Raw genomic sequence first — 20015 nt, forward strand, 5'->3', positions numbered from 1 at the left:
TATGTCAAGTACTTTTTTACAAATCAACCCTACAGATAATTTACTCGTAGCACTACAGGACCTCAAAAAAGGAACTGTTATTCAGCACGCTGGTGATGAAATCATCTTACAAGATGACATTGCTGCCAAACATAAATTCACTACGGAAGCCATTCCCAAAGATGGTAATGCGTATATGTATGGCGTTTTAGTGGGACACGCGAGTCAAGATATTCCTAAAGGGGGCTTAATCCATACCTTTAATTTACACCATGCTTCGCAAGATTTTGTGGGTAAACAAAAGGAATATACATGGTCAAGTCCCGATGTGAGTAAATTCCAAAATAAAACATTTAATGGCTATCATCGTGCAGATGGTCAAGTGGGTACCCAAAACTATTGGTTAGTAATTCCGCTCGTTTTTTGTGAAAATAGAAACATTGAATTATTAAAGAATGCGTTCATCCAAGGCCTTGGCTTTCAAAAAAACGATTCGGTGACCAATCAGGTTATTACCTTGCGCAAACAGTTTGAAGCTGGAGAGAAGCTACAATTAGGGGATAGCTCATCAGACGCCATTATTTCCAAAAGCCCTTTGTTCCCTAATGTAGATGGCATCAAATTTTTAACACACGAAAGTGGATGTGGAGAAAATAAAGATGATTCCATGAATCTCTGTGCATTATTGGCTGGATATTGCGTAAATCCAAACGTAGGTGGAATCACGATATTAAGTTTAGGCTGCCAACATTCTCAAATCGAGGTTTTCAAACAGAAATTATCCGAAAAAGATCCGAATTTCAATAAACCCATACATTTCTTTGAGCAACAGCAAGACGAAGGAAGTGGCGTGGAGAAAATCATAAATGAGGTTGTCTTAAAAACCTTCGAAGGTTTGATTGAAATCAACAAATTATTTAGAAAACCAGCACCTTTATCTGCTTTGCGTTTAGGTGTTAAATGTGGAGGATCGGATGGTTTTTCAGGCATTTCCGCCAATCCAGCCATCGGTCATACCGCTGATTTATTAGTGGGTTTAGGTGGAACGGTCATGATCGCTGAATTCCCAGAACTTTGTGGCGTTGAGCAAGAATTACAGAACCGTTCTGTGAATGCAGAGGTAGCCAATAATTTCGGTCTCATGATGCGCGAATATGCAAAACGTGCCGCTGCAGTTGGCGCCGGTTTTGATATGAACCCATCTCCTGGAAATATCAAAGATGGATTAATTACCGATGCGATTAAATCGGCAGGTGCAGCGAAGAAAGCTGGATCCTCACCCATTGTTGATGCATTAGGTTATGGTCAATATGCAACAAAAACAGGCTTAAATTTAGTTTGTACGCCCGGAAATGATGTTCTGGCAACAACAGGAATGGCCGGGGCAGGAGCAACGATCCAATTGTTTACGACAGGATTAGGAACTCCAACAGGTAATCCCATTAGTCCGATGGTAAAATTATCAACTAATACTCGGCTAGCTGAAAAACTTCCCGAAATCATTGATATCGATTGTGGTCCCATCATTCGCGGAGAAAAGTCTGTAGAAGAAATGGGAGAGGAGGTTTTGGAATACATAATCCAATTAGCTTCTGGAGAAATCACGACAAAAGCGATGGATTTAGGTCAGGACGATTTTATGTTCTGGAGAAGAGGGGTATCACTATAGACGTTAGTCGTTAGACTTTAGTCATTAGACGTTGGATTAAATAAAATGTAGAGACGCGATACTTCGCGTCTATTAAATTGATTAAACAATGATATTCTCATTAAAAGGAAAAAAAGTAGTGGTAACGGGAGGCTGCTCCGGAATAGGGGAGTCTATCGCTACCTTGTTCCAACAACAAGGCGCTGAGGTACATGTCATAGACTTATCTTTACCAAAGGACGCAAAGCCAAAAATCAATTACCACCAAGCAGATATTACTGATTTCGAAGTGGTGGAACAAATTGCTACGCGTATTTCACCGATCGATATTTTGGTCAACAATGCCGGAATACCCCAAATCGGAAGCCTGGAGAAAACTAGTCCTGCTGATTTTCAAAAAATTTTTGACGTGAATGTAAAAGGAGCCTATCATTGTATGTTGGCCTTCATTCCCTCCATGGTCACAAAGCAATCAGGTGTCATTCTAAACATGGCTTCCGTGGCTGCATCCGTAGGAATCCCGGATCGTTTTGGCTATTCAATGACAAAAGGTGCTATCAAATCCATGACGCAATCGGTTGCAAAAGATTACATTGACAAAGGAATACGGTGTAATTGCATTTCACCTGGTCGCGTACATACACCCTTTGTGGATGGATTTATTGCCAAAAATTATCCTGACAATCAAGCCGAAATGTTTGAAAGGTTATCCAAAACGCAGCCCTTAGGCCGTATGGCACAGCCTTCTGAAATTGCTAATTTAGCCTTATATTTATGTTCGGATGAAGCCTCCTTTATTACAGGTTGCGATTATCCTATTGACGGTGGATTCATTTACTTAAACAACTAAACCTATGAAATCGAAAATTTTAAGCATTATCCTTTTACTAAGCTTGAGCCTAAGTGCATTCAAAACAGCAGAAAACCCAACGCGTATCGTATTTTTTGGCGATTCCATCACACAAGCTGGTGTAGGTAAAACCGGATATATCACTAAGATGGCTGAAATGTTAGGCACATTAGGATTAGCGAGTAAATATGAATTAATCGGTGCCGGCATTGGGGGAAATAAAATCTATGATTTATACCTTCGCCATGAAGATGATGTAATTGCGAAGAAACCCAATATCGTGATCATTTATGTGGGAATTAACGATGTTTGGCATAAAACGACTTCGAGAACTGGAACGGATGCCGACAAGTTTGAACGCTTCTATAACGCTTTAATTAAACGCCTACAAAAAGCTAATATTCAAGTAGTTATCTGCACACCTACAGTGATCGGAGAAAAGTATGATGCAACCAACGAAAACGATGGAGACTTAAATGCTTACTCAAATATCATTCGCAAAATTGCTTCGGATAATCAATGCAAATTGATCGATTTACGCAAAGCATTTTTGACTTACGAAGAGAAAAACAACATCGAAAACAAGGCTTCAGGTATTTTAACAACTGATCGTGTTCACTTAACAGAGGCAGGAAATCAATTCTTAGCTGAAACGATGTGGGAAACCATTAAATCTTTATAATCCATGCAATTAGTTAGAATAGGTGCTTTTGAACAAGAAAAACCGGCCGTATTAATCGATGGCCGCTATTTGGATGTTTCAGAACACATCAGTGATTATAATGAAGCATTTTTTGCTGCAGATGGTTTAGGAAAATTGGCCCATATCCTTGCAACCAAAGATTTACCTGAAATCAAAAATCCTTCACGAATTGGTTCATGTGTAGCTCGTCCTTCCAAAATCATTTGCGTAGGACTTAATTATGCTGATCATGCCCGCGAAACAGGAGCTGAGATCCCTCAAGAACCTATCCTTTTCTTCAAAAGTACAACGGCTCTTTGTGGACCAAATGATAACGTAATCATACCCAAAGGTTCCGAAAAGACGGATTGGGAAGTGGAATTAGCCATTGTCATTGGTAAAAAAGCACAATATGTTTCAGAAGCTGAAGCCTATGATTACGTAGCAGGATATTGCTTACACAATGATTATTCTGAACGAGAATACCAATTAGAACGTGGGGGTAACTGGTCAAAAGGTAAAGGTTGTGATACTTTTGCTCCTTTAGGGCCTGTATTAGTTACAAAGGATGAAATTGCCGATGTGCATAATCTTTCCATGTGGTTAGATGTAAACGGAAAACGCTTTCAAACATCGAATACCGACCAATTGATTTTCAATGTCCCACAAGTCGTATCCTATATTTCTCAGTTCATGACCTTGTTACCAGGCGATGTCATATCAACAGGTACGCCTCATGGCGTGGGATTAGGCTTTAAACCTCCTATTTACTTGAAAGCAGGTGATGTGGTAACTTTAGGAATGAAGGGTTTGGGTGAACAAAAACAAACAGCAGTTGCCTATTCATCATGATTGATTCACACCAACACTTTTGGAATTATGATGCGGAAAGGGATACTTGGATAACTGCTGATATGGCGGTGATTCAAAACGATTATTATCCCAATGAAACGCTATTTAAATCCAAGGGAATTGAAAGTTGTATTGCGGTACAAGCATCATCCTCCGAAGAAGAAACCTTGTTTTTGTTGGCATTAGCCGAACAATCCGACTTCATTCAAGGCGTGGTGGGTTGGGTAGATCTCCAACAAGCAAACATAGAAGACCGTTTAAGTTACTTTTCGCAATTCGAATCGCTGAAAGGCTTTAGACATATTGTTCAAGGGGAAAAAGATCCGGAATTTCTACAAGGTGCAGCATTTAAGCGTGGCGTTCGAGCATTAGAAGCCTTCGATTATACCTATGACTTGCTGATTTTGCCCCATCAATTAGCAGCAGGAATAACATTTTGCCAAGGATTGGAACAAAAAATCGTCTTGGACCATTTAGCTAAACCACCGATTAAGTCGGGAAACATTCAACAATGGTTGCAAGATATTCAGGCTTTCAAAGAGTTTGAACATGTTTCAGCGAAAATATCGGGTTTAATTACGGAGGCTGATTGGAAATCGTGGAAACCCGCGCAAATCAAAGAAGTGATTGATGTGGCTTTAGAGGTATTTGGAACTGACCGCCTACTATTTGGAACGGACTATCCCGTAGTAAAAGTAGCTGGCGAATTAGACGAATGGATAGAAGTTTATCAAACCAGTATTGCCGCATTAAGTAACAATGAACGAGCAAAAATCAATGAACATAATTGTAAAAACTTCTACGCATTAGACTAATATGAATTTAGGACTCAAAGAAAAGGTTATTATTGTTACAGGGGGAGCCAAAGGTATCGGTGCTGGAATTAGTCAAGCACTTGGTTTAGAATCAGCCATGGTAGCGATAGTTGGTCGGAACGCGGCTGATAATCAAGCATGCATCGATATCATTCAAGCCACGGGTGGACAAGCCTTTTCATTTGTTGCAGAACTTACCCAACCCGAAGAGTGTACGCGTGTCGTTGCAGAAATCGTGAATATGTTTGGCCGAATCGACGGATTAGTCAATAATGCAGGGGTAAATGATGGGGTAGGTCTTGCCAATGGAAGCTATGAAAAGTTTATGCAGTCCTTGCATGCCAACTTGATTCATTATTATTTATTGGCACAAGCATGTTTGCCGCATTTGATTAAAACCAAAGGAGCGATTGTTAACATCGGATCAAAAACAGCTGAAACGGGACAAGGCGGAACTTCTGCTTATGCGGCGGCTAACGGCGGTCGGAATGCGCTTACTCGTGAATGGGCCGTGGAATTATTGCCCCACAACATTCGAGTTAATGCTGTTATTGTAGCAGAGTGCTACACGCCACTTTATGAGAAATGGATTCAAACACTTGAAAATCCAGAAGCAAAACTAAAAGAAATTGAGGCAAAAATTCCTTTGGGAAATCGCATGACTACGGCTGACGAAATAGGAGCGATGGTTGCCTTTTTATTATCACCCAAATCAAGTCATACAACTGGCCAACTCATCCACGTAGATGGCGGTTATGTTCATCTAGACCGAGCATTATGATCAACTTCACCAACATCGAAAGTCCTGGACTACTCGTGAATCCTGAGATTGTCAAGAAAAACATTCAATGGGTTCTTAATCAAGTAGATAATAATCCTTCAAGATTAAGACCTCATATCAAAACGCATAAAACGCGTGAGGTAAATCAATTACTTTTGGCAGCTGGAATCACCAAATTTAAAGCTGCGACCATTGCAGAATGTGAATTACTTGCCTTAGATGAAGCACCTGATGTGCTTTTGTCCATGCAACCCACAGGTACCACATTGCCTCGTTTTATTGAACTTCAGAATAAATACCCCAAAACATCCTTTGCTTGTTTACTCGATGATGCCCAAGCGGCACACGCTTTAAACAAAGTTTCAAACAAGCAACGTGTATTTGTCGACTTGAACATGGGTATGAATCGCACAGGAATTAAATCGGAAGATTCTTTACCCTTGATTGAACTCATCGAGGAATTACCAAATTTGATTTTGTCAGGATTACATGCCTATGATGGCCATATTCGTGATGTGCAAATCGAAGAACGTCAAAAACATGTCGAGCAGGATTTTCAATCATTTTATTCTCTATTGCCTCAAGTCCGGAAAGATTTAGAACTTGTAGTAGGTGGAACGCCAAGCTTCTTAGTGCATCATTCCAATCCTAACTATGTCTGCAGTCCTGGTACTTTTGTGTTTTTTGATACGGGATATGCAAAATTATATCCTTCCAATAGCCTTGAATTAGCCGTTCAGGTGATTGGACGTGTTATTTCAATCCCAACAGACCATACAATCTCAATAGATGTTGGCCATAAATCAGTAGCCCCTGAAAACGGCATCGATAATCGATTACAATTTATCGATCACCCGGAATGGAAACTGTTGAGCCAAAGCGAAGAACATGGCATTGTGGAAGTAGGCGATAGTTCATCAATAAGCATTGGCGACGTCATTCGAATGTATCCCTACCACATTTGTCCTACGGTTGCATTACATCAGTATTTACAAGTGGGAGATGGAAGCATTTGGAAAGTAGTGGCACGTGACCGAAAAATAACGATATAAGATGTTTATTGTAGACGCCCATTTAGATTTAAGCATGAATGCGCTCGAGTGGAATCGTGATTTACGTTCTTCCATTCAAGAAATAAATGCGCGCGAGCAACATTTGACAGATAAACCAGACCGAGGACTTGCCACGGTATCCTTAGAAGAATTACGAAAAGGAAACATCGGATTAGTTGTGGCAACCCAGATAGCGCGGTATGTAGCCAAAGGAAATTCACTACCTGGTTGGCATTCTCCCGAACAAGCCTGGGCCCAAACCCAAGGCCAATTAGCTTATTACAAAGCATTGGAAAAGAGTGGAGATCTACGTCCCATTCGGAATCTTCCTGAATTATATGACCATCTAGCCGTTTGGCCAACAGACCAACAAACCATCGGTTATATCCTAAGTCTAGAAGGGGCAGATTCCATTGTATCCATCGAATATTTAGAAATTGCGCATGAATCAGGTCTGCGCGCTTTGGGACCCGCTCATTATGGACCAGGTCGATATGCACAAGGAACGAATGCAACGGGAGGATTGGGACCTATGGGACGCGATTTATTGCGTAAAATGGAGGAATTGAATATCATTTTAGACGCCACACATCTCTGTGATGATAGCTTTGAGGAAGCCATGGAACATTTCCATGGACATGTCTGGGCAAGTCATCATAACTGCAGAGCCCTTGTAGATCACAATCGGCAATTCACCGACGAGCAATTTAAATTACTCATTTCACGTGGCGCGGTCATCGGCATGCCCATGGACGCCTGGATGATGGTGCCAAATTGGGAGCGTGGAAAATCAACACCACAATCTATGGGAGTTACCTTGAATACCATGATCGATCATTTGACCCATATTTGTGAGTTAGCAGGAAATACAGATCATGTGGGATTAGGAACCGATTTAGATGGAGGATTTGGAAAGGAACAATGTCCGTCGGATATTGAGACCATTGCTGACTTACAAAAAATCCCGGATATATTGCTGAAACGCGGATTTAGCTCAGATGATATCAAAAAAATCTGCCACCAAAACTGGTTGAATTTCTTAGAAAAAGCTTGGGCCTAGTGCCTAGGAGCAGGACTAACGGAAGTCCATCCACCATCCACAACAAGTGTTTGGCCAGTAATGTGTTTGGCTTGATCGGATAAAAAGAATAAGGTAGAAGCAGCAATATCGGAAACATCAGCCGCCTTACCTAAAGGCGTAATTTCAGCCCAATCGGATTGATATTCTTCGTTTTGCAAGGTTCGTTCCGTAATCGTGGCGCCCGGTGAAATAGCATTAATCCGAATCTGAAAAGGTGACAAATCAATGACTAAATTCTGAACCAATTGATTTAGTGCGGCTTTTGTCATGCCATATGCCGCTAAATCGGGATGAGCCTGATGGCCCGTAACCGACGACATTACAACAATTGATCCGGGAAATTGATGCTCCTTTAAATAACGAGCCACTAATTGAATCAAAAAGAAAGTACCCGAAATATTCACATGTAAAATCTGGTCCATCGATTCTTTGGAATAGCTCCAAAAATCACCAAAGGTCGTAATTCCCGCATTACAAACGACACCCGCTAAATCACCCGGACTGGAATCCAAAACCTTCACTAATTCAGCTCTGAATTGCTCAGAAGCAGCATCCGCATGGATTCCGATAAACTGACGCAATCCATGTTTATTCAATTCCTGAGAAGCTTGCTCAAAAACGACTGAATCTATCTCGTTCCATATCACAAAATGCCCTTGGCCCAACAATTGTTTGACCAGTTCAAAACCAATTCCTTGGCCAGCACCTGTGACTATATACTTTTTCATTAGTGAGAATCTCGAGTTACTACAGAACCAGAACCACCTTTTAAGAAATCAAAATCAGCACCCTGATCCGCTTGCTCCACATGATCAATAAATAAACCTACATAACCACGCGGCATAGAAGGGGGAACAAACGGATGCGCTAATTTACGAGCAGCTAATTCCACTTCGCTTACTTCCCAATTAATGGAACGATTTTCCACGTCCAACGCGATGTAATCACCATTCTGAACCCAATTCAAGGGGCCTCCTGCAGCTGATTCTGGAGAAATATGCAATATGACCGTACCAAAACCGGTTCCACTCATCCGACCATCCGAAATACGAACCATGTCCTTCACCCCCTTTTCCAATAGTTTCTTAGGGATTCCCATATTTCCAACTTCCGCCATACCCGGGTATCCTTTAGGACCTACATTTTTCAATACCATCACAGAGGTCTCATCGATATCTAATTCTGGCGAATCAATGCGTGCATGATAATCTTCTATATTTTCAAACACGACAGCTTTACCACGGTGCTTAAATAACTCCGGAGAAGCAGCAGAAGGTTTCAATACGGCGCCTTGAGGTGCTAAATTTCCACGAACAACAGCTATTCCCGAATCCGGTTTGAAAGGCTCATCAAAACTTGAGATAATGCTCGGATCATAGATAGGTGTATCTGCGATATTTTCACCCACCGTTTTGCCATTGACGGTAATACTCGATGTATGCAAATGCGCTTTCATTTGATTCATCAATGCCGGCAAACCTCCTGCATAATATAAATCCTCCATGAAATGAGCCCCAGAAGGCTGAATATTCGCTAATAAAGGAATATTCAAAGAGAACTTATCAAAATCATCTAAATGCAAATCAACACCAATCCGACCCGCAATCGCTAATAAGTGTATAACAAAATTGGTCGAACCTCCCGTTGCCGCATTCACACGAATCGCATTCTCAAAAGCCTGTCGGGTCAATACTTTCGACATTTTCAAATCCTCATTGACCATCTCGACAATACGCCGACCGGAATGTTGAGCTAACACTTTTCGCCGAACATCAGCAGCAGGAATGGCTGCATTTTGAGGTAAACTTAAGCCCAAAGCTTCAACCATGGTAGCCATAGTAGATGCAGTTCCCATCACGGCACAATGTCCTGGCGTACGCGCCATACAAGCTTCCGCTTCTATAAATTCCTTTTGAGATAGTTCCCCTAATTTATATGCTTCTGCGAAACGCCAAACATCCGAAGTCCCAATTTCTTTACCTTTGAATTTACCCTTCATCATAGGTCCTCCCGATATAACCAAAGTAGGTAAATCCACACTGCAAGCGCCCATCACAAGGGAAGGTGTCGTCTTGTCACAACCACACATTAATACCACACCATCAATCGGATTGGCACGAATGGATTCCTCCACATCCATACTCGCCAAATTTCGATATAACATCGCCGTGGGTTTAATCAAAGTTTCACCCAAGGACATCACAGGAAATTCTACAGGGAAACCACCAGCTTCAATAATTCCCTTTTTAACAAATTCAGCTAATTCACGAAAATGCGCATTACAAGGAGTTAATTCTGACCATGTATTACAGATCCCAATGACAGGTTTCCCTTGAAAATAATCATCAGGAATACCTTGATTTTTCATCCAAGCACGGTAAATAAAGCCATCCTTGCCAGTTTTTCCAAACCATTGTTGGGAGCGTAAATTCGGTTTCATCGTTATTCTAGGTCTATTGTTTTCTTTAATACAAAACTTTGGTCTTTACCGTATTGATAAAAACACACGCGCTTTCCACTTTCCACATCGGCATAGGGATCATGCGCAAAATTAAATTGACGGGCAATCGTCGTCTTCTCCAAATACAAAGAATCTCCCCCCATATATCCGAAGGCCTGACTTCCTTTCAAGGTAGGAAAATTTATTCGTTTGCTATGTCCCGACTTGAATTCTAAAGCAAAAATTTCTACTTGTTTACTTGGCTTATGGCCTAATATCCAACATTCTGGCAAGTCATCTCCATTCATATCAGCAAGCAATAATTGATCTACTTCAATTTTATTCAACTGATACTGATTTACTAATCGATTACTTTTCGAAAACAAAAGCACGTGATTTTCAACATGTGCCTCATAATCTTCCAACAATGCAAATATGGCTGTTGCTTGTTGAATTTGCAGGGTATCAACTGCAGCATCCGAAGCTAATGAGTCGGCAGAAGAAGAAAAATGTAATTGATCTTCCAAGCTAACCTGCATAGGTTCACCCTCCCATTGTTGAACAAAATAGAAGAGTCCAACCATTGAAGTCACTAAAACGATAAAAAGAATGAACTTAAGAAGTCGCATGAACAACGCTTTCAATAATTTCAATGGCTTTAAGCAATTGTGATTTTGGACAAGCAAAATTCAAACGAACAAAATCACCGCCCATAAATTGATCACCGCGCAAAACATGTAATCCCGCTTCAAACAAGCGTTTCTGTAAATCACCATGCAGATTGGAATCAAATCCAATCCATGCTAAATAAGTAGCTTCTAAGGGAAGCATTTTGATTCCTGGCAATTGATTCATCCGAGACAATAATAAGTCATGATTTGACCGTAAATAGGGTAGAAGCGTATCAATCCAATCCGAAGGCATGGCATAGGTTGCAAGCATTACTTCAATGCTATGTCTTGAAAGCATCGGAAAAAAGCCAAAAGTCTTCTTTTGAAATGCCAACCGAATGGCAGGATCCGGAATAATAGCTACAGCTCCACCCAAACCCGCTGTATTATATGCTTTCGAAGTAGCAAAAAATGAAATTTCGCTTTGTATACAGGTATGTTGTACTGACGGAACTATTTTCAAGTCGGCATGAATTTCATCCGATATGATCTTACAATCATATTGTTGGCATAAATCTTTAATTCGCTTTATTTCCGCTTTTGTAAAAACTGTCCCACCCGGATTATGCGGATTGCAAAACAAAAAAACTTTGGGTCCTTTCTTCAAGGCCTCTTCAAAAGCGATGAAATCATACGTCCACCGACCGGCTTCCTCAATCATCGGAAAAGTAAATAGAGGATGATCTAACCAGCCCGCAACCAAATGAAAGGGATGATAAACGGGAACAGCTGTTAAAATACCATCTTGTTGAGAGGAGAAGGCAGCGCAAGCCGCAGTAATCCCAGGAACGATTCCCGGAATCCAAACTTGCCATTCCAACTTTGTTTCCCATGCATAATCTCTAGCAATCTTCTTTTGAGCGGCTATTTGAAGTGATTCAGGCACGATGGAATAACCTAAAATCTTGTGTTCGGTGATTTTATCAATCGCAGCTAAAATTTCATCTGCAACAGGAAACTCCATATCAGCTACCGGCATAGGCAAGATATCCCGATCTCCGTAGCTTACATTGTCCCACTTAAAACTGAAGGTATTTTTTCGGTCGATGACCTGATCAAAGTCGTATTTTTTCATTCATTAAAAATAGGCCTAAAAACACAAATTCCAATGAATTTCGGATGTGATTTCAAGTATTCTCCTAAATTTTCTGAACTTAACACGACTTGCTTCTTGTCTTGCGAAGCATGTAATAAATGAATGGAATTTCCTTCCCGAACCAGCATGCCCGTATGCAAGAAGTCTAAATGTGGATTTTTCGTAACAAATGCGACCAAATCGCCTGATTGAATGCGAGGTAATAAAAAGGCAATTTTGTCAATAGCGGTAAATTGAAAAGGATGTTTCGCTAATGATTTTTCACGATCTTCAAGAAGTCCTAAATTTATAGAAGAGAGCTTTTTCGAACGTAAATATGACGAAAGAAATGAAAAGTCCTTAGAAACAATACTTACATGGGCTTCGTCGAGAATTTGAGGATACCCCATTGCATTCATGGCATCCGAAAAATAATGAAAGCGATTTTCATATTGGACAGAATCTCCGGCGTAACGAACATGTTTTAGCGCCTTCAAATAAAGGGAATCCACACCTTTTGAATTTCGAATGGCTAAACAATTTTCCAAAAAAGTGACACAATCAAAAGCTTCTTTCGAAGTTATGAATTGCTCCGGATTACCTACGGAAAGCATATTCGCTCGATACGGCTTTCCTAAAAAATTCTTACCTATATCGACTAATGAAGAGGATGTTTTTTGGCCAAATGCTGCCGAAAAACTAAACAGCAATCCAATAAGAACTACTTTTCTTTGATCCATAATACGCTGACAGCACCCATCAAGAAAAACACCCCAGCCATGACAATGGCGTAAATAGCCTCACCACCGTACAAATACTTCACAATCGAGCCACCAATAATCCCATTAACTATTTGAGGAATCGTAATGAAAAAATTGAAAATACCCATGTATACCCCCATTTTAGCCAATGGGATTGACCCCGCTAAAATGGCATAAGGCATCGCTAGAATACTGGCCCAAGCCATGCCTACACCCACCATGCTAAATATCAACATCGTAGGATCGGAAATAAAATAAATTGAAATCAAGCCTAAGCCACCGGCTACAAGAGATACCGCATGGGTTGCTCTATTACCAATTTTACGTGCAATCTGTGGTAAAAAAGCTGCATAGATTGCCGAAACACCACTATAGACACCAAATATAATCCCAACCCAATTAGCCGCATCTTGGAAAGCGGTTGAACTATGATCATCTGAAGCCACACCATACACATGATGTGCAATGGCAGGCGTCGAAAATACCCACATCGAAAATAAACCAAACCAAGAGAAAAATTGAACCAATCCCAATTGGCGCATCGTATTCGGCATTTCTTTGATGTAACGGAAAACTGAAAACAAGGTATCTTCCTTACCTTCTTCTTGAAATCCCATGGATTCCCGTTCAGATGGTGAATATTCCTTGGTCGTGAAAATAGTCCACAAAATCGCTAACATGAATACGGTGCCACCTACATAAAAAGAATACACGACATTATCAGGAATTTGGCCAGGAGCTGCATCTTTCGCTATGCCGACCCATTCACCAAAAATATAGGGCAACCAAGATCCTACAACGGCACCAATTCCAATTAAAAAAGTTTGAACCGAGAATCCCAAGGTACTCTGTTCATCCGGCAAATTATCCGCTACTAACGCCCGGAAGGGTTCCATGGAAACATTAAATGAGGCATCCATCATCATCAATATACCTGCACCAACAATCATAGGAGGTAAAAAACCGGCTAAAGCTCCCGCATGCGGAAAAAAGAAAAGGGCAGAGGCTGCTAAAATAGCACCCGTTAAAAAGAAAGGCTTCCGCCGACCTAAGAAATTCCAAGTGCGGTCAGAATAAAAGCCAATGATGGGCTGAATGATCATACCAGTTAATGGTGCAGCCAACCAGAACCATGACAATTGTTCAACATCCGCACCAAAGCTTTGTAAGATTCGAGAGGCATTTCCATTTTGCAGGGCAAAACCAAATTGAATTCCTAAGAATCCAACACTCATGTTGATGATTTGGGTAATGGATAATTTAGGTTTTGTAAAGCTTTTCATGGTTTAGAGTTTAATGAATAATGCACTATTGGCTGGAATATAAATAGCATTTGATGAAACCTTAGCTGTTTCAGTAACATAAGGAGGTATATAGGCGTGTTCCAATTTAAAATTCACTTGCTTGACAGCCATCATTTCTTTTGCCAAGTCTGGAATAACAACATCAAGGGTATGTCCTTGTTGTGCATCAAAATTACAAATGATTAATAAACGTTCTTTGGCTGTATATCGAAGGAACGAATAAACCTTATTGTTTGAATAAGTTTCATTTTGAGCATATTGTAAATCAAAAAATGCGCCTTTAGCAATGGCATCCGATTTTGCAGCACGCTTGAACAAATCTTGATAAAAAGCATCAATTTCCTTTTCTTCATTAGACAAAGCTCCTCCATCAAATTTACCCCCATTCATCCAGCGCTGATGCGTTTCCACTCGCCAAAAATCAAACATAGAGCTACGATCGTCGGCCTCATTGTAACCTTCAATTTCATTCGCCTTTTCCCCAAATTCCTGCCCCATATAAAACATCGTAGGACCATCATGTAAACAGGTTGTAATGACCATGCCCGGAATTGTCGACCAAAAATTATTAGCCGCAAACGCTGGCGTATTCAAGCGATGTTCATCATGATTTTCCAAGAAGCGCAACATATGATTTGCAAAGTCGCCAGATTCATGCTGCCAAACTCGTGTAATATCACCTACATTTGCTTCAGGTTTTTGTTCCATCAGTCGGCGAACGGCATCATACAAACCCACTTTATCATATAAGTAATCAAAGCCACCCTTAAATATATAGTCTCGGTAACGATCCGGTTGGTATATCTCCGCAATGAAAATAATCTTCGGATTTTGCTGTTTAATCTTTCCAATGGCATAGGTCCAGAATTCGACAGGAACCATTTCGGCCATATCACAACGAAAACCATCGACACCTAATGCGGTCCAATAGGAGAGTACCTCATGCATTTTTACCCATGTATTGGGAATAGGATCGAAATGCGTTTGATTGCCATGCTGGTAATCAATTCCGTAATTCAATTTCACTGTTTCAAACCAATCATGGATAGAAGGTTGAGGAGAGAAGACATTATTACCACTAACTTTCGCAGGAATTTCAATATATGGAATATTCACAGGTACCGGGGGATGAACACCCTCTGGAACAGTAAATTGAGTACCTGGTAAATAATAAAAATTATTGTTGACGTCAAATGCGACATGTTTATTATCGTCAACACCGAAATCAATGACTCCTTTGGGCTTTTGATCAGAATAATATTGCCTAGCTAAATGATTGGGCACAAAATCGATAATTAGTTTCAACCCATTAGCATGAAATCTTTTTAACATTGATTTAAACTCATCCATCCGTTTAGCTGGATCATCAGCTAAAAAGGGATTCACGTCATAATAATCCTTGATTGCAAATGGAGAACCTGCTCTACCTTTAACAACCGATGGATGGTCAATAGGCGAACCATATGCGCCAAAGTTCTCCATCGTTGCATGTTCAATCAAACCCGTAGCATATACATGAGTAATTCCTTTATTTTTAAGCGCTTTCAACGCAACATTTGACACATCTTTAAACTTGGTTACGCCATTTTGTGTATAGGACCCGTTACGTACTAATTCGGTCTGTTTGTTTCCCCATAAGTGAAACATCATTTGGTATACGACAAATTTTTCTGAAACTGTTTTAGACGACATAGGTAATTGGGAATATATAGGAGCCGAAACACCGAACAGTGTAAGGACACAAAATACAAAAGAGGATAAAATGCGCATATATTAAAATAAACACCCTAGCACAGCAAAAAAGGCTTTCTTGGCATCTGTAAATGTAATAATTTTGATACTTCAATTTATACAGAAAAGTTAAAATTTAAAACAAATGATGTACAAGGCATGCCTCTTTGATCTGGATGGAGTTCTCGTGGATACGGCTATTTATCACTTTCAAGCATGGAAAAACCTAGGTAAACAGTTCGGATATGAATTAACAGAAGAACAAAACGAACAATTAAAAGGAGTCTCGCGTGTAGAATCATTAAATAAAATATTGGATTGGGCGAACTATTCAGCCACGCAAGAGCAAAAATCAGCTTGGTTAATTGAGAAAAATGAAGATTATCTGCGCTTGATTTCCAACATGAATCCCAGTGAAATTCTACCTGGAGTATTGGATTTCTTACAACAAATTAAAGATTTAGGATATAAAATTGCTTTAGGTTCCGCGAGTAAAAATGCTGAGATTATCTTAGAAAAAACGGGTCTAATGCCATGGTTTGATTTAATTATCGACGGAAATAAAGTTTCCAAAAGCAAACCGGATCCAGAAGTATTCTTAAAAGGAGCAGAGGGTTTAGGCTTAGCAGCTGAAACATGCATCGTATTTGAAGATGCGCAAGCAGGTGTGGAAGCTGCAAAAGCAGGTAATATGAAAGCAATTGGAATAGGAGAGGCTGAAACTTTATCATTAGCTGATAAAATCATCCCAAATTTCGTAGGAGTAAAAGCAGCTGAATTATTACAATTTTAAGAAACAGCGTAGCACAGAAATTACAAAAACCGACAAAATTCTATTTTTGTAATTGATTCAAATTATCACCTAATAGTCCCATGAAACAATACTTAAAATTAGATGAATGGAAAATCATTGAAGATCAATTCCATCCTGAATTTAACGAAATCACCGAGTCCATCTTCTCCTTAGGAAATGGTCGAATGGGACAACGAGGTTCATTTGAAGAAACTTATACAGGCAAATCCCTACAAGGAAACTACGTAGCAGGCGTATATTATCCAGATAAAACTCGCGTAGGCTGGTGGAAAAATGGATATCCAGAATATTTCGCGAAAGTATTAAATGCTGCTAACTGGAATGGCTTAGAAATCAAAATTGGCGATGAAATCGTTGATTTAAACCAAAGTACGATAAATGCATTTTACCGTGAATTGAATATGAAAGAGGGGTATATCCTTCGTACAAGTTCCATTACGTTAAAATCAGGCAAATCCATTGAAATCAAATCAATTCGCTTGAATAGTATGGCGGATGATGAGTCAGGTGCTATTTCATTTAGCATCAAAGCCTTGAATTTTTCAAACACCGTTCAAGTTAAAGCTTTCGTGGATGGAGATATCAAAAACAAAGATTCCAACTACGATGAAAAATTCTGGGATGAAGTTCAAGTAGGTGCCCTAGAAAATACTTCTTACGTTTGGTCTAAAACAAAGAAAACAGGATTTGAGGTGGTAACAAGCCAACAAGTTCAATTGCAGTTAAATGGAAATTTAATTCAAGCAAATGCTCAAACAGGTACACGTGAAAAATACAGTGAACTGAACTATCAAGTACCTGTTAATGAAGGTGATACACTTACGATCTTCAAGTATGCAGTGAATTTAAGTTCAGAAAATCACCCGAGAAAAGAGTTGTTAACAAGAGCACAAAACTATTTGGCGAAAATAAGCCAAAAGGGATTTGATCAAATGTTAGCCGAGCAAGCTGCTGCTTGGGCTGCCAAATGGGCAATTAATGACATTATTATTAAGGGAGATGTTTCGGCCCAACAAGGTATCCGATTTAATATATTCCAATTGAATCAAACCTATACAGGAGCAGATGATCGCTTGAACATTGGTCCAAAAGGATTCACAGGCGAAAAATATGGCGGATCTACCTATTGGGATACGGAAGCCTATTGTATTCCTTTCTATCTATCAACAGCTCCACAGGAAGTTTCTAAAAATCTATTGATTTACCGCTGGAAACAACTTGATCGTGCCATTGAAAATGCGGGTAAACTTGGATTCAACCAAGGAGCAGCCCTATATCCGATGGTTACGATGAACGGGGAAGAATGTCACAATGAGTGGGAAATCACTTTTGAAGAGATTCACCGAAATGGTGCCATCGCTTATGCCATTAAGGATTATGTAGATTATACAAATGACCGTAAACATTTAGTGGAATACGGTTGGGAAGTATTAATCGGTATTTCACGATTCTGGGCACAACGCGTCAACTGGTCAGAGAACCTACAAAAATACGTTATGCTAGGCGTAACAGGGCCTAACGAATACGAAAACAACGTCAATAACAATTTCTATACGAATTACTTTGCAGTTTGGTGTTTGAAATATACGCTTGAAGTATTAACAGAGATTCAAGCTAATTATCCAGAGGAAGCCAAAGAAAAATTGGCGAAGACGAATTTTGTAACGACTGAAATCGAACAATTCAATCACATCATTCAAAATATGTATTTCCCTCGCGATGAAAAACGTGGGATTTACTTACAGCAGGATGGATTTTTAGATAAAGTGATTGCCCCGGTGGATTCAATTCCAGCAGGTCAAAGACCAATAAATCAAAATTGGTCTTGGGATCGCATTTTACGTTCTTGCTACATCAAGCAAGCTGATGTATTGCAAGGCATGTATTTCTTTGAAAATGATTTTACGAAAGAAGAAATTGAGCGTAACTATGATTTCTACGAACCATTAACGGTTCACGAATCATCGTTGAGCCCTTGTGTTCACAACATCTTAGCTGCCAAATTAGGTAAGGAAGATAAATCCTATGAATTCTACACCCGTGCAGCTCGTTTAGATCTTGATGATTACAATAACGATACAGAAGATGGATGCCACATCACGAGTATGGCTGGAACATGGATGTCGATTGTTAAAGGATTTGGCGGAATGACAATTCAAGATCACCAATTAAACTTTGAGCCATTCTTACCGAAGCAATGGGATGAATATGCGTTCAAGATTAATTTTCGCGCTAATCAATTAGCCATCAAGATTCATAAGCAAGGCATTGAAATTGATAATTTATCAAATATGCCAATAACGCTAAAAGTAAAAGGAAAACCTTACACGATTGCTGCGAATAGCAAACAAGCCATCTAATAAAAAAGGTCAGCCTCACAGCTGACCTTTTCTTTTATACCATATCTATGTCCGGTGTAGACCGATCAGTTAACGGGACACCGGCTCTTTCTTTCCGAGCAATTCGGGAGTACAATCCAATTTCTTGCGAAAAGATAAATGTGAACAATAGCTTCACAAAAGAAGTATGGTATTTTAAGTTCTCGTAAAACTCAGGCGCTGCCGATTTCAATTTGGGTAAATTATTCCATGGAATAGAAGGCATATCATGGTGCTCATTATGAAAACCTACATTCATGTTGATGCCGTTCAATGGTCCATAATAACTATAGGTTTCTTGATTTTTATCCAACACTAAATAATGCTCTTGAATCCAACGAGCTCCTAAAGGGTGTAAACCTACCGAAAACAAGAAACTTAAACCTAAATAGGCGAGGGCAGGCCATCCCCAGAAATAAACAATGGCAAAATCAAAAGCCAACTGTGCAATAATATTGAGAATAACCCCGCGGTCGAAAACAGCTAATTCAATGCAGCGAATGGTACGAAAACCTTGAAAGAAAGGGTAAAGCATCAACCAAAGTACTTTTCCAATGAAATAATTATTAATCAATTTAGCTTCCCAATAATCAGGTAAATCCGCATCCAATTCATGTACACCTTGGAAAGCATGATGCTTTAAGTGATAATTTTTAAATGAAATTGCTGTAGGTGCCAAAGATGGAAAATTCGCAATAATGCCCGCTGCGACGTTCATCCAATTCTTTTTGAAAATCAAATTGTGCGCAGATTCGTGAATGCAAACAAATAAGGTGTGGGTTGGGAATGCTCCTACTAACCAGGCAATTCCAATAATCCAAGCCCAAGATGCATCTTTTAAATAATAGGCGATCGCGATTTGCATTCCTACACAAACGAGAATCCATAAAAAAGTCATCGGATTCTTTCCAATCAGTTTTTTAACTTCAGGATGCTTTTTGATAATTTCGCGCGTTCGTTGGCGATGTGGCTCTGAACCTTCTACCCAAGTAAAATCGTTTGCTGTTGACATTTTGTTCGCTTTTAGATTCGCAAAGATACATCAAAGCCGTATTTACTGACGAAATTAATCGAATTATATTTAAAAGTGACAATATGTCA

At 39.8% G+C, this 20015-nt stretch carries 18 protein-coding genes; 10 read left to right on the plus strand and 8 right to left on the minus strand.

The window, feature by feature from the left end:
- Nucleotide 1 precedes the first annotated feature (1 nt).
- From V7S75_RS07445 to V7S75_RS07480, 8 genes are all read left to right on the plus strand, one after another.
- Complete coding sequence (locus V7S75_RS07445; protein ID WP_459512720.1) at nt 2–1648, plus strand: UxaA family hydrolase; 1647 nt, start codon at nt 2–4, stop codon at nt 1646–1648.
- A 91-nt stretch (nt 1649–1739) separates the two neighbouring features.
- Nucleotides 1740–2477 carry an SDR family NAD(P)-dependent oxidoreductase gene (locus V7S75_RS07450; protein WP_459512896.1) on the plus strand — a complete coding sequence of 246 codons (738 nt, stop codon included), beginning with the start codon at nt 1740–1742 and terminating at the stop codon, nt 2475–2477.
- 4 nt (nt 2478–2481) lie between these two features.
- Nucleotides 2482–3159: an SGNH/GDSL hydrolase family protein gene (locus V7S75_RS07455; protein ID WP_459512722.1), complete on the plus strand. Its 678-nt coding sequence runs from the start codon at nt 2482–2484 to the stop codon at nt 3157–3159.
- Nucleotides 3160–3162: 3 nt separating this feature from the next.
- The gene (locus V7S75_RS07460) at nt 3163–4011 is read left to right on the plus strand and encodes a fumarylacetoacetate hydrolase family protein (protein ID WP_459512724.1); all 849 of its coding nucleotides are present in this window, start codon (nt 3163–3165) and stop codon (nt 4009–4011) included.
- Nucleotides 4008–4826: an amidohydrolase family protein gene (locus V7S75_RS07465; RefSeq protein ID WP_459512726.1), complete on the plus strand. Its 819-nt coding sequence runs from the start codon at nt 4008–4010 to the stop codon at nt 4824–4826. Before V7S75_RS07460 ends, V7S75_RS07465 begins: the two co-directional genes overlap by 4 nt.
- A 1-nt stretch (nt 4827) precedes the next feature.
- On the plus strand, nt 4828–5607 hold the full coding sequence (locus V7S75_RS07470) for an L-fucose dehydrogenase (RefSeq protein ID WP_459512728.1): 780 nt from the start codon (nt 4828–4830) through the stop codon (nt 5605–5607).
- Nucleotides 5604–6659, plus strand: coding sequence for an alanine racemase (locus tag V7S75_RS07475; RefSeq protein WP_459512730.1), 1056 nt, complete (start codon nt 5604–5606; stop codon nt 6657–6659). The genes V7S75_RS07470 and V7S75_RS07475 overlap by 4 nt, the downstream gene beginning before the upstream one ends.
- Before the next feature lies 1 nt (nt 6660).
- A complete protein-coding gene (locus V7S75_RS07480) occupies nt 6661–7719 on the plus strand; it encodes a dipeptidase (RefSeq protein WP_459512731.1) in 1059 nt (352 codons plus the stop codon).
- Here V7S75_RS07480 and V7S75_RS07485 read toward each other — a convergent pair.
- The 7 genes from V7S75_RS07485 to V7S75_RS07515 are packed head-to-tail and all read right to left on the minus strand — an operon-like array spanning nt 7716 to nt 15683.
- On the minus strand, nt 7716–8468 hold the full coding sequence (locus V7S75_RS07485) for an SDR family NAD(P)-dependent oxidoreductase (protein WP_459512733.1): 753 nt from the start codon (nt 8466–8468) through the stop codon (nt 7716–7718). The two genes, V7S75_RS07480 and V7S75_RS07485, sit on opposite strands and share 4 nt — an antisense overlap.
- Complete coding sequence (locus V7S75_RS07490; RefSeq protein ID WP_459512735.1) at nt 8468–10180, minus strand: IlvD/Edd family dehydratase; 1713 nt, start codon at nt 10178–10180, stop codon at nt 8468–8470. Before V7S75_RS07490 ends, V7S75_RS07485 begins: the two co-directional genes overlap by 1 nt.
- 2 nt (nt 10181–10182) lie before the next feature.
- On the minus strand, nt 10183–10764 hold the full coding sequence (locus tag V7S75_RS07495) for a hypothetical protein (RefSeq protein WP_459512737.1): 582 nt from the start codon (nt 10762–10764) through the stop codon (nt 10183–10185).
- A 31-nt stretch (nt 10765–10795) separates the two neighbouring features.
- Nucleotides 10796–11926: a MalY/PatB family protein gene (locus V7S75_RS07500; protein ID WP_459512739.1), complete on the minus strand. Its 1131-nt coding sequence runs from the start codon at nt 11924–11926 to the stop codon at nt 10796–10798.
- A complete protein-coding gene (locus V7S75_RS07505; RefSeq protein ID WP_459512741.1) occupies nt 11923–12666 on the minus strand; it encodes an N-acetylmuramoyl-L-alanine amidase-like domain-containing protein in 744 nt (247 codons plus the stop codon). Before V7S75_RS07505 ends, V7S75_RS07500 begins: the two co-directional genes overlap by 4 nt.
- Nucleotides 12648–13970, minus strand: coding sequence for an MFS transporter (locus V7S75_RS07510; protein ID WP_459512743.1), 1323 nt, complete (start codon nt 13968–13970; stop codon nt 12648–12650). Before V7S75_RS07510 ends, V7S75_RS07505 begins: the two co-directional genes overlap by 19 nt.
- A 3-nt stretch (nt 13971–13973) precedes the next feature.
- Nucleotides 13974–15683 carry an alpha-amylase family glycosyl hydrolase gene (locus V7S75_RS07515; protein ID WP_459512745.1) on the minus strand — a complete coding sequence of 570 codons (1710 nt, stop codon included), beginning with the start codon at nt 15681–15683 and terminating at the stop codon, nt 13974–13976.
- 184 nt (nt 15684–15867) lie between these two features.
- On the opposite strand from V7S75_RS07515, the gene pgmB reads away from it, so the two are divergent.
- Together pgmB and V7S75_RS07525 are read left to right on the plus strand one after the other, a co-directional pair.
- Complete coding sequence (gene pgmB, locus V7S75_RS07520) at nt 15868–16515, plus strand: beta-phosphoglucomutase (protein WP_459512747.1); 648 nt, start codon at nt 15868–15870, stop codon at nt 16513–16515.
- An 80-nt stretch (nt 16516–16595) separates the two neighbouring features.
- On the plus strand, nt 16596–18896 hold the full coding sequence (locus tag V7S75_RS07525; protein WP_459512749.1) for a family 65 glycosyl hydrolase domain-containing protein: 2301 nt from the start codon (nt 16596–16598) through the stop codon (nt 18894–18896).
- 34 nt (nt 18897–18930) lie between these two features.
- On the opposite strand, the gene V7S75_RS07530 is transcribed toward V7S75_RS07525, so the two are convergent.
- Complete coding sequence (locus tag V7S75_RS07530; protein ID WP_459512750.1) at nt 18931–19926, minus strand: fatty acid desaturase; 996 nt, start codon at nt 19924–19926, stop codon at nt 18931–18933.
- Nucleotides 19927–20015: the final 89 nt, after the last annotated feature.

The sequence above is a fragment of the Aquirufa sp. TARAVU-A1A genome (genome assembly GCF_054558675.1).

What these genes read in the sequence shown, in the direction of transcription:
- V7S75_RS07445 (WP_459512720.1), top strand. Translation starts at nt 2, where the DNA reads ATGTCAAGTACTTTTTTACAAATCAACCCTACAGATAATTTACTCGTA.
- V7S75_RS07470 (WP_459512728.1), top strand. Translation starts at nt 4,828, where the DNA reads ATGAATTTAGGACTCAAAGAAAAGGTTATTATTGTTACAGGGGGAGCC.
- V7S75_RS07530 (WP_459512750.1), bottom strand. Translation starts at nt 19,926, where the DNA reads ATGTCAACAGCAAACGATTTTACTTGGGTAGAAGGTTCAGAGCCACAT.
- V7S75_RS07515 (WP_459512745.1), bottom strand. Translation starts at nt 15,683, where the DNA reads ATGTCGTCTAAAACAGTTTCAGAAAAATTTGTCGTATACCAAATGATG.
- V7S75_RS07475 (WP_459512730.1), top strand. Translation starts at nt 5,604, where the DNA reads ATGATCAACTTCACCAACATCGAAAGTCCTGGACTACTCGTGAATCCT.
- V7S75_RS07490 (WP_459512735.1), bottom strand. Translation starts at nt 10,180, where the DNA reads ATGAAACCGAATTTACGCTCCCAACAATGGTTTGGAAAAACTGGCAAG.
- V7S75_RS07485 (WP_459512733.1), bottom strand. Translation starts at nt 8,468, where the DNA reads ATGAAAAAGTATATAGTCACAGGTGCTGGCCAAGGAATTGGTTTTGAA.
- V7S75_RS07455 (WP_459512722.1), top strand. Translation starts at nt 2,482, where the DNA reads ATGAAATCGAAAATTTTAAGCATTATCCTTTTACTAAGCTTGAGCCTA.
- V7S75_RS07510 (WP_459512743.1), bottom strand. Translation starts at nt 13,970, where the DNA reads ATGAAAAGCTTTACAAAACCTAAATTATCCATTACCCAAATCATCAAC.
- pgmB (WP_459512747.1), top strand. Translation starts at nt 15,868, where the DNA reads ATGATGTACAAGGCATGCCTCTTTGATCTGGATGGAGTTCTCGTGGAT.
- V7S75_RS07525 (WP_459512749.1), top strand. Translation starts at nt 16,596, where the DNA reads ATGAAACAATACTTAAAATTAGATGAATGGAAAATCATTGAAGATCAA.
- V7S75_RS07505 (WP_459512741.1), bottom strand. Translation starts at nt 12,666, where the DNA reads ATGGATCAAAGAAAAGTAGTTCTTATTGGATTGCTGTTTAGTTTTTCG.
- V7S75_RS07500 (WP_459512739.1), bottom strand. Translation starts at nt 11,926, where the DNA reads ATGAAAAAATACGACTTTGATCAGGTCATCGACCGAAAAAATACCTTC.
- V7S75_RS07460 (WP_459512724.1), top strand. Translation starts at nt 3,163, where the DNA reads ATGCAATTAGTTAGAATAGGTGCTTTTGAACAAGAAAAACCGGCCGTA.
- V7S75_RS07465 (WP_459512726.1), top strand. Translation starts at nt 4,008, where the DNA reads ATGATTGATTCACACCAACACTTTTGGAATTATGATGCGGAAAGGGAT.
- V7S75_RS07480 (WP_459512731.1), top strand. Translation starts at nt 6,661, where the DNA reads ATGTTTATTGTAGACGCCCATTTAGATTTAAGCATGAATGCGCTCGAG.
- V7S75_RS07495 (WP_459512737.1), bottom strand. Translation starts at nt 10,764, where the DNA reads ATGGTTGGACTCTTCTATTTTGTTCAACAATGGGAGGGTGAACCTATG.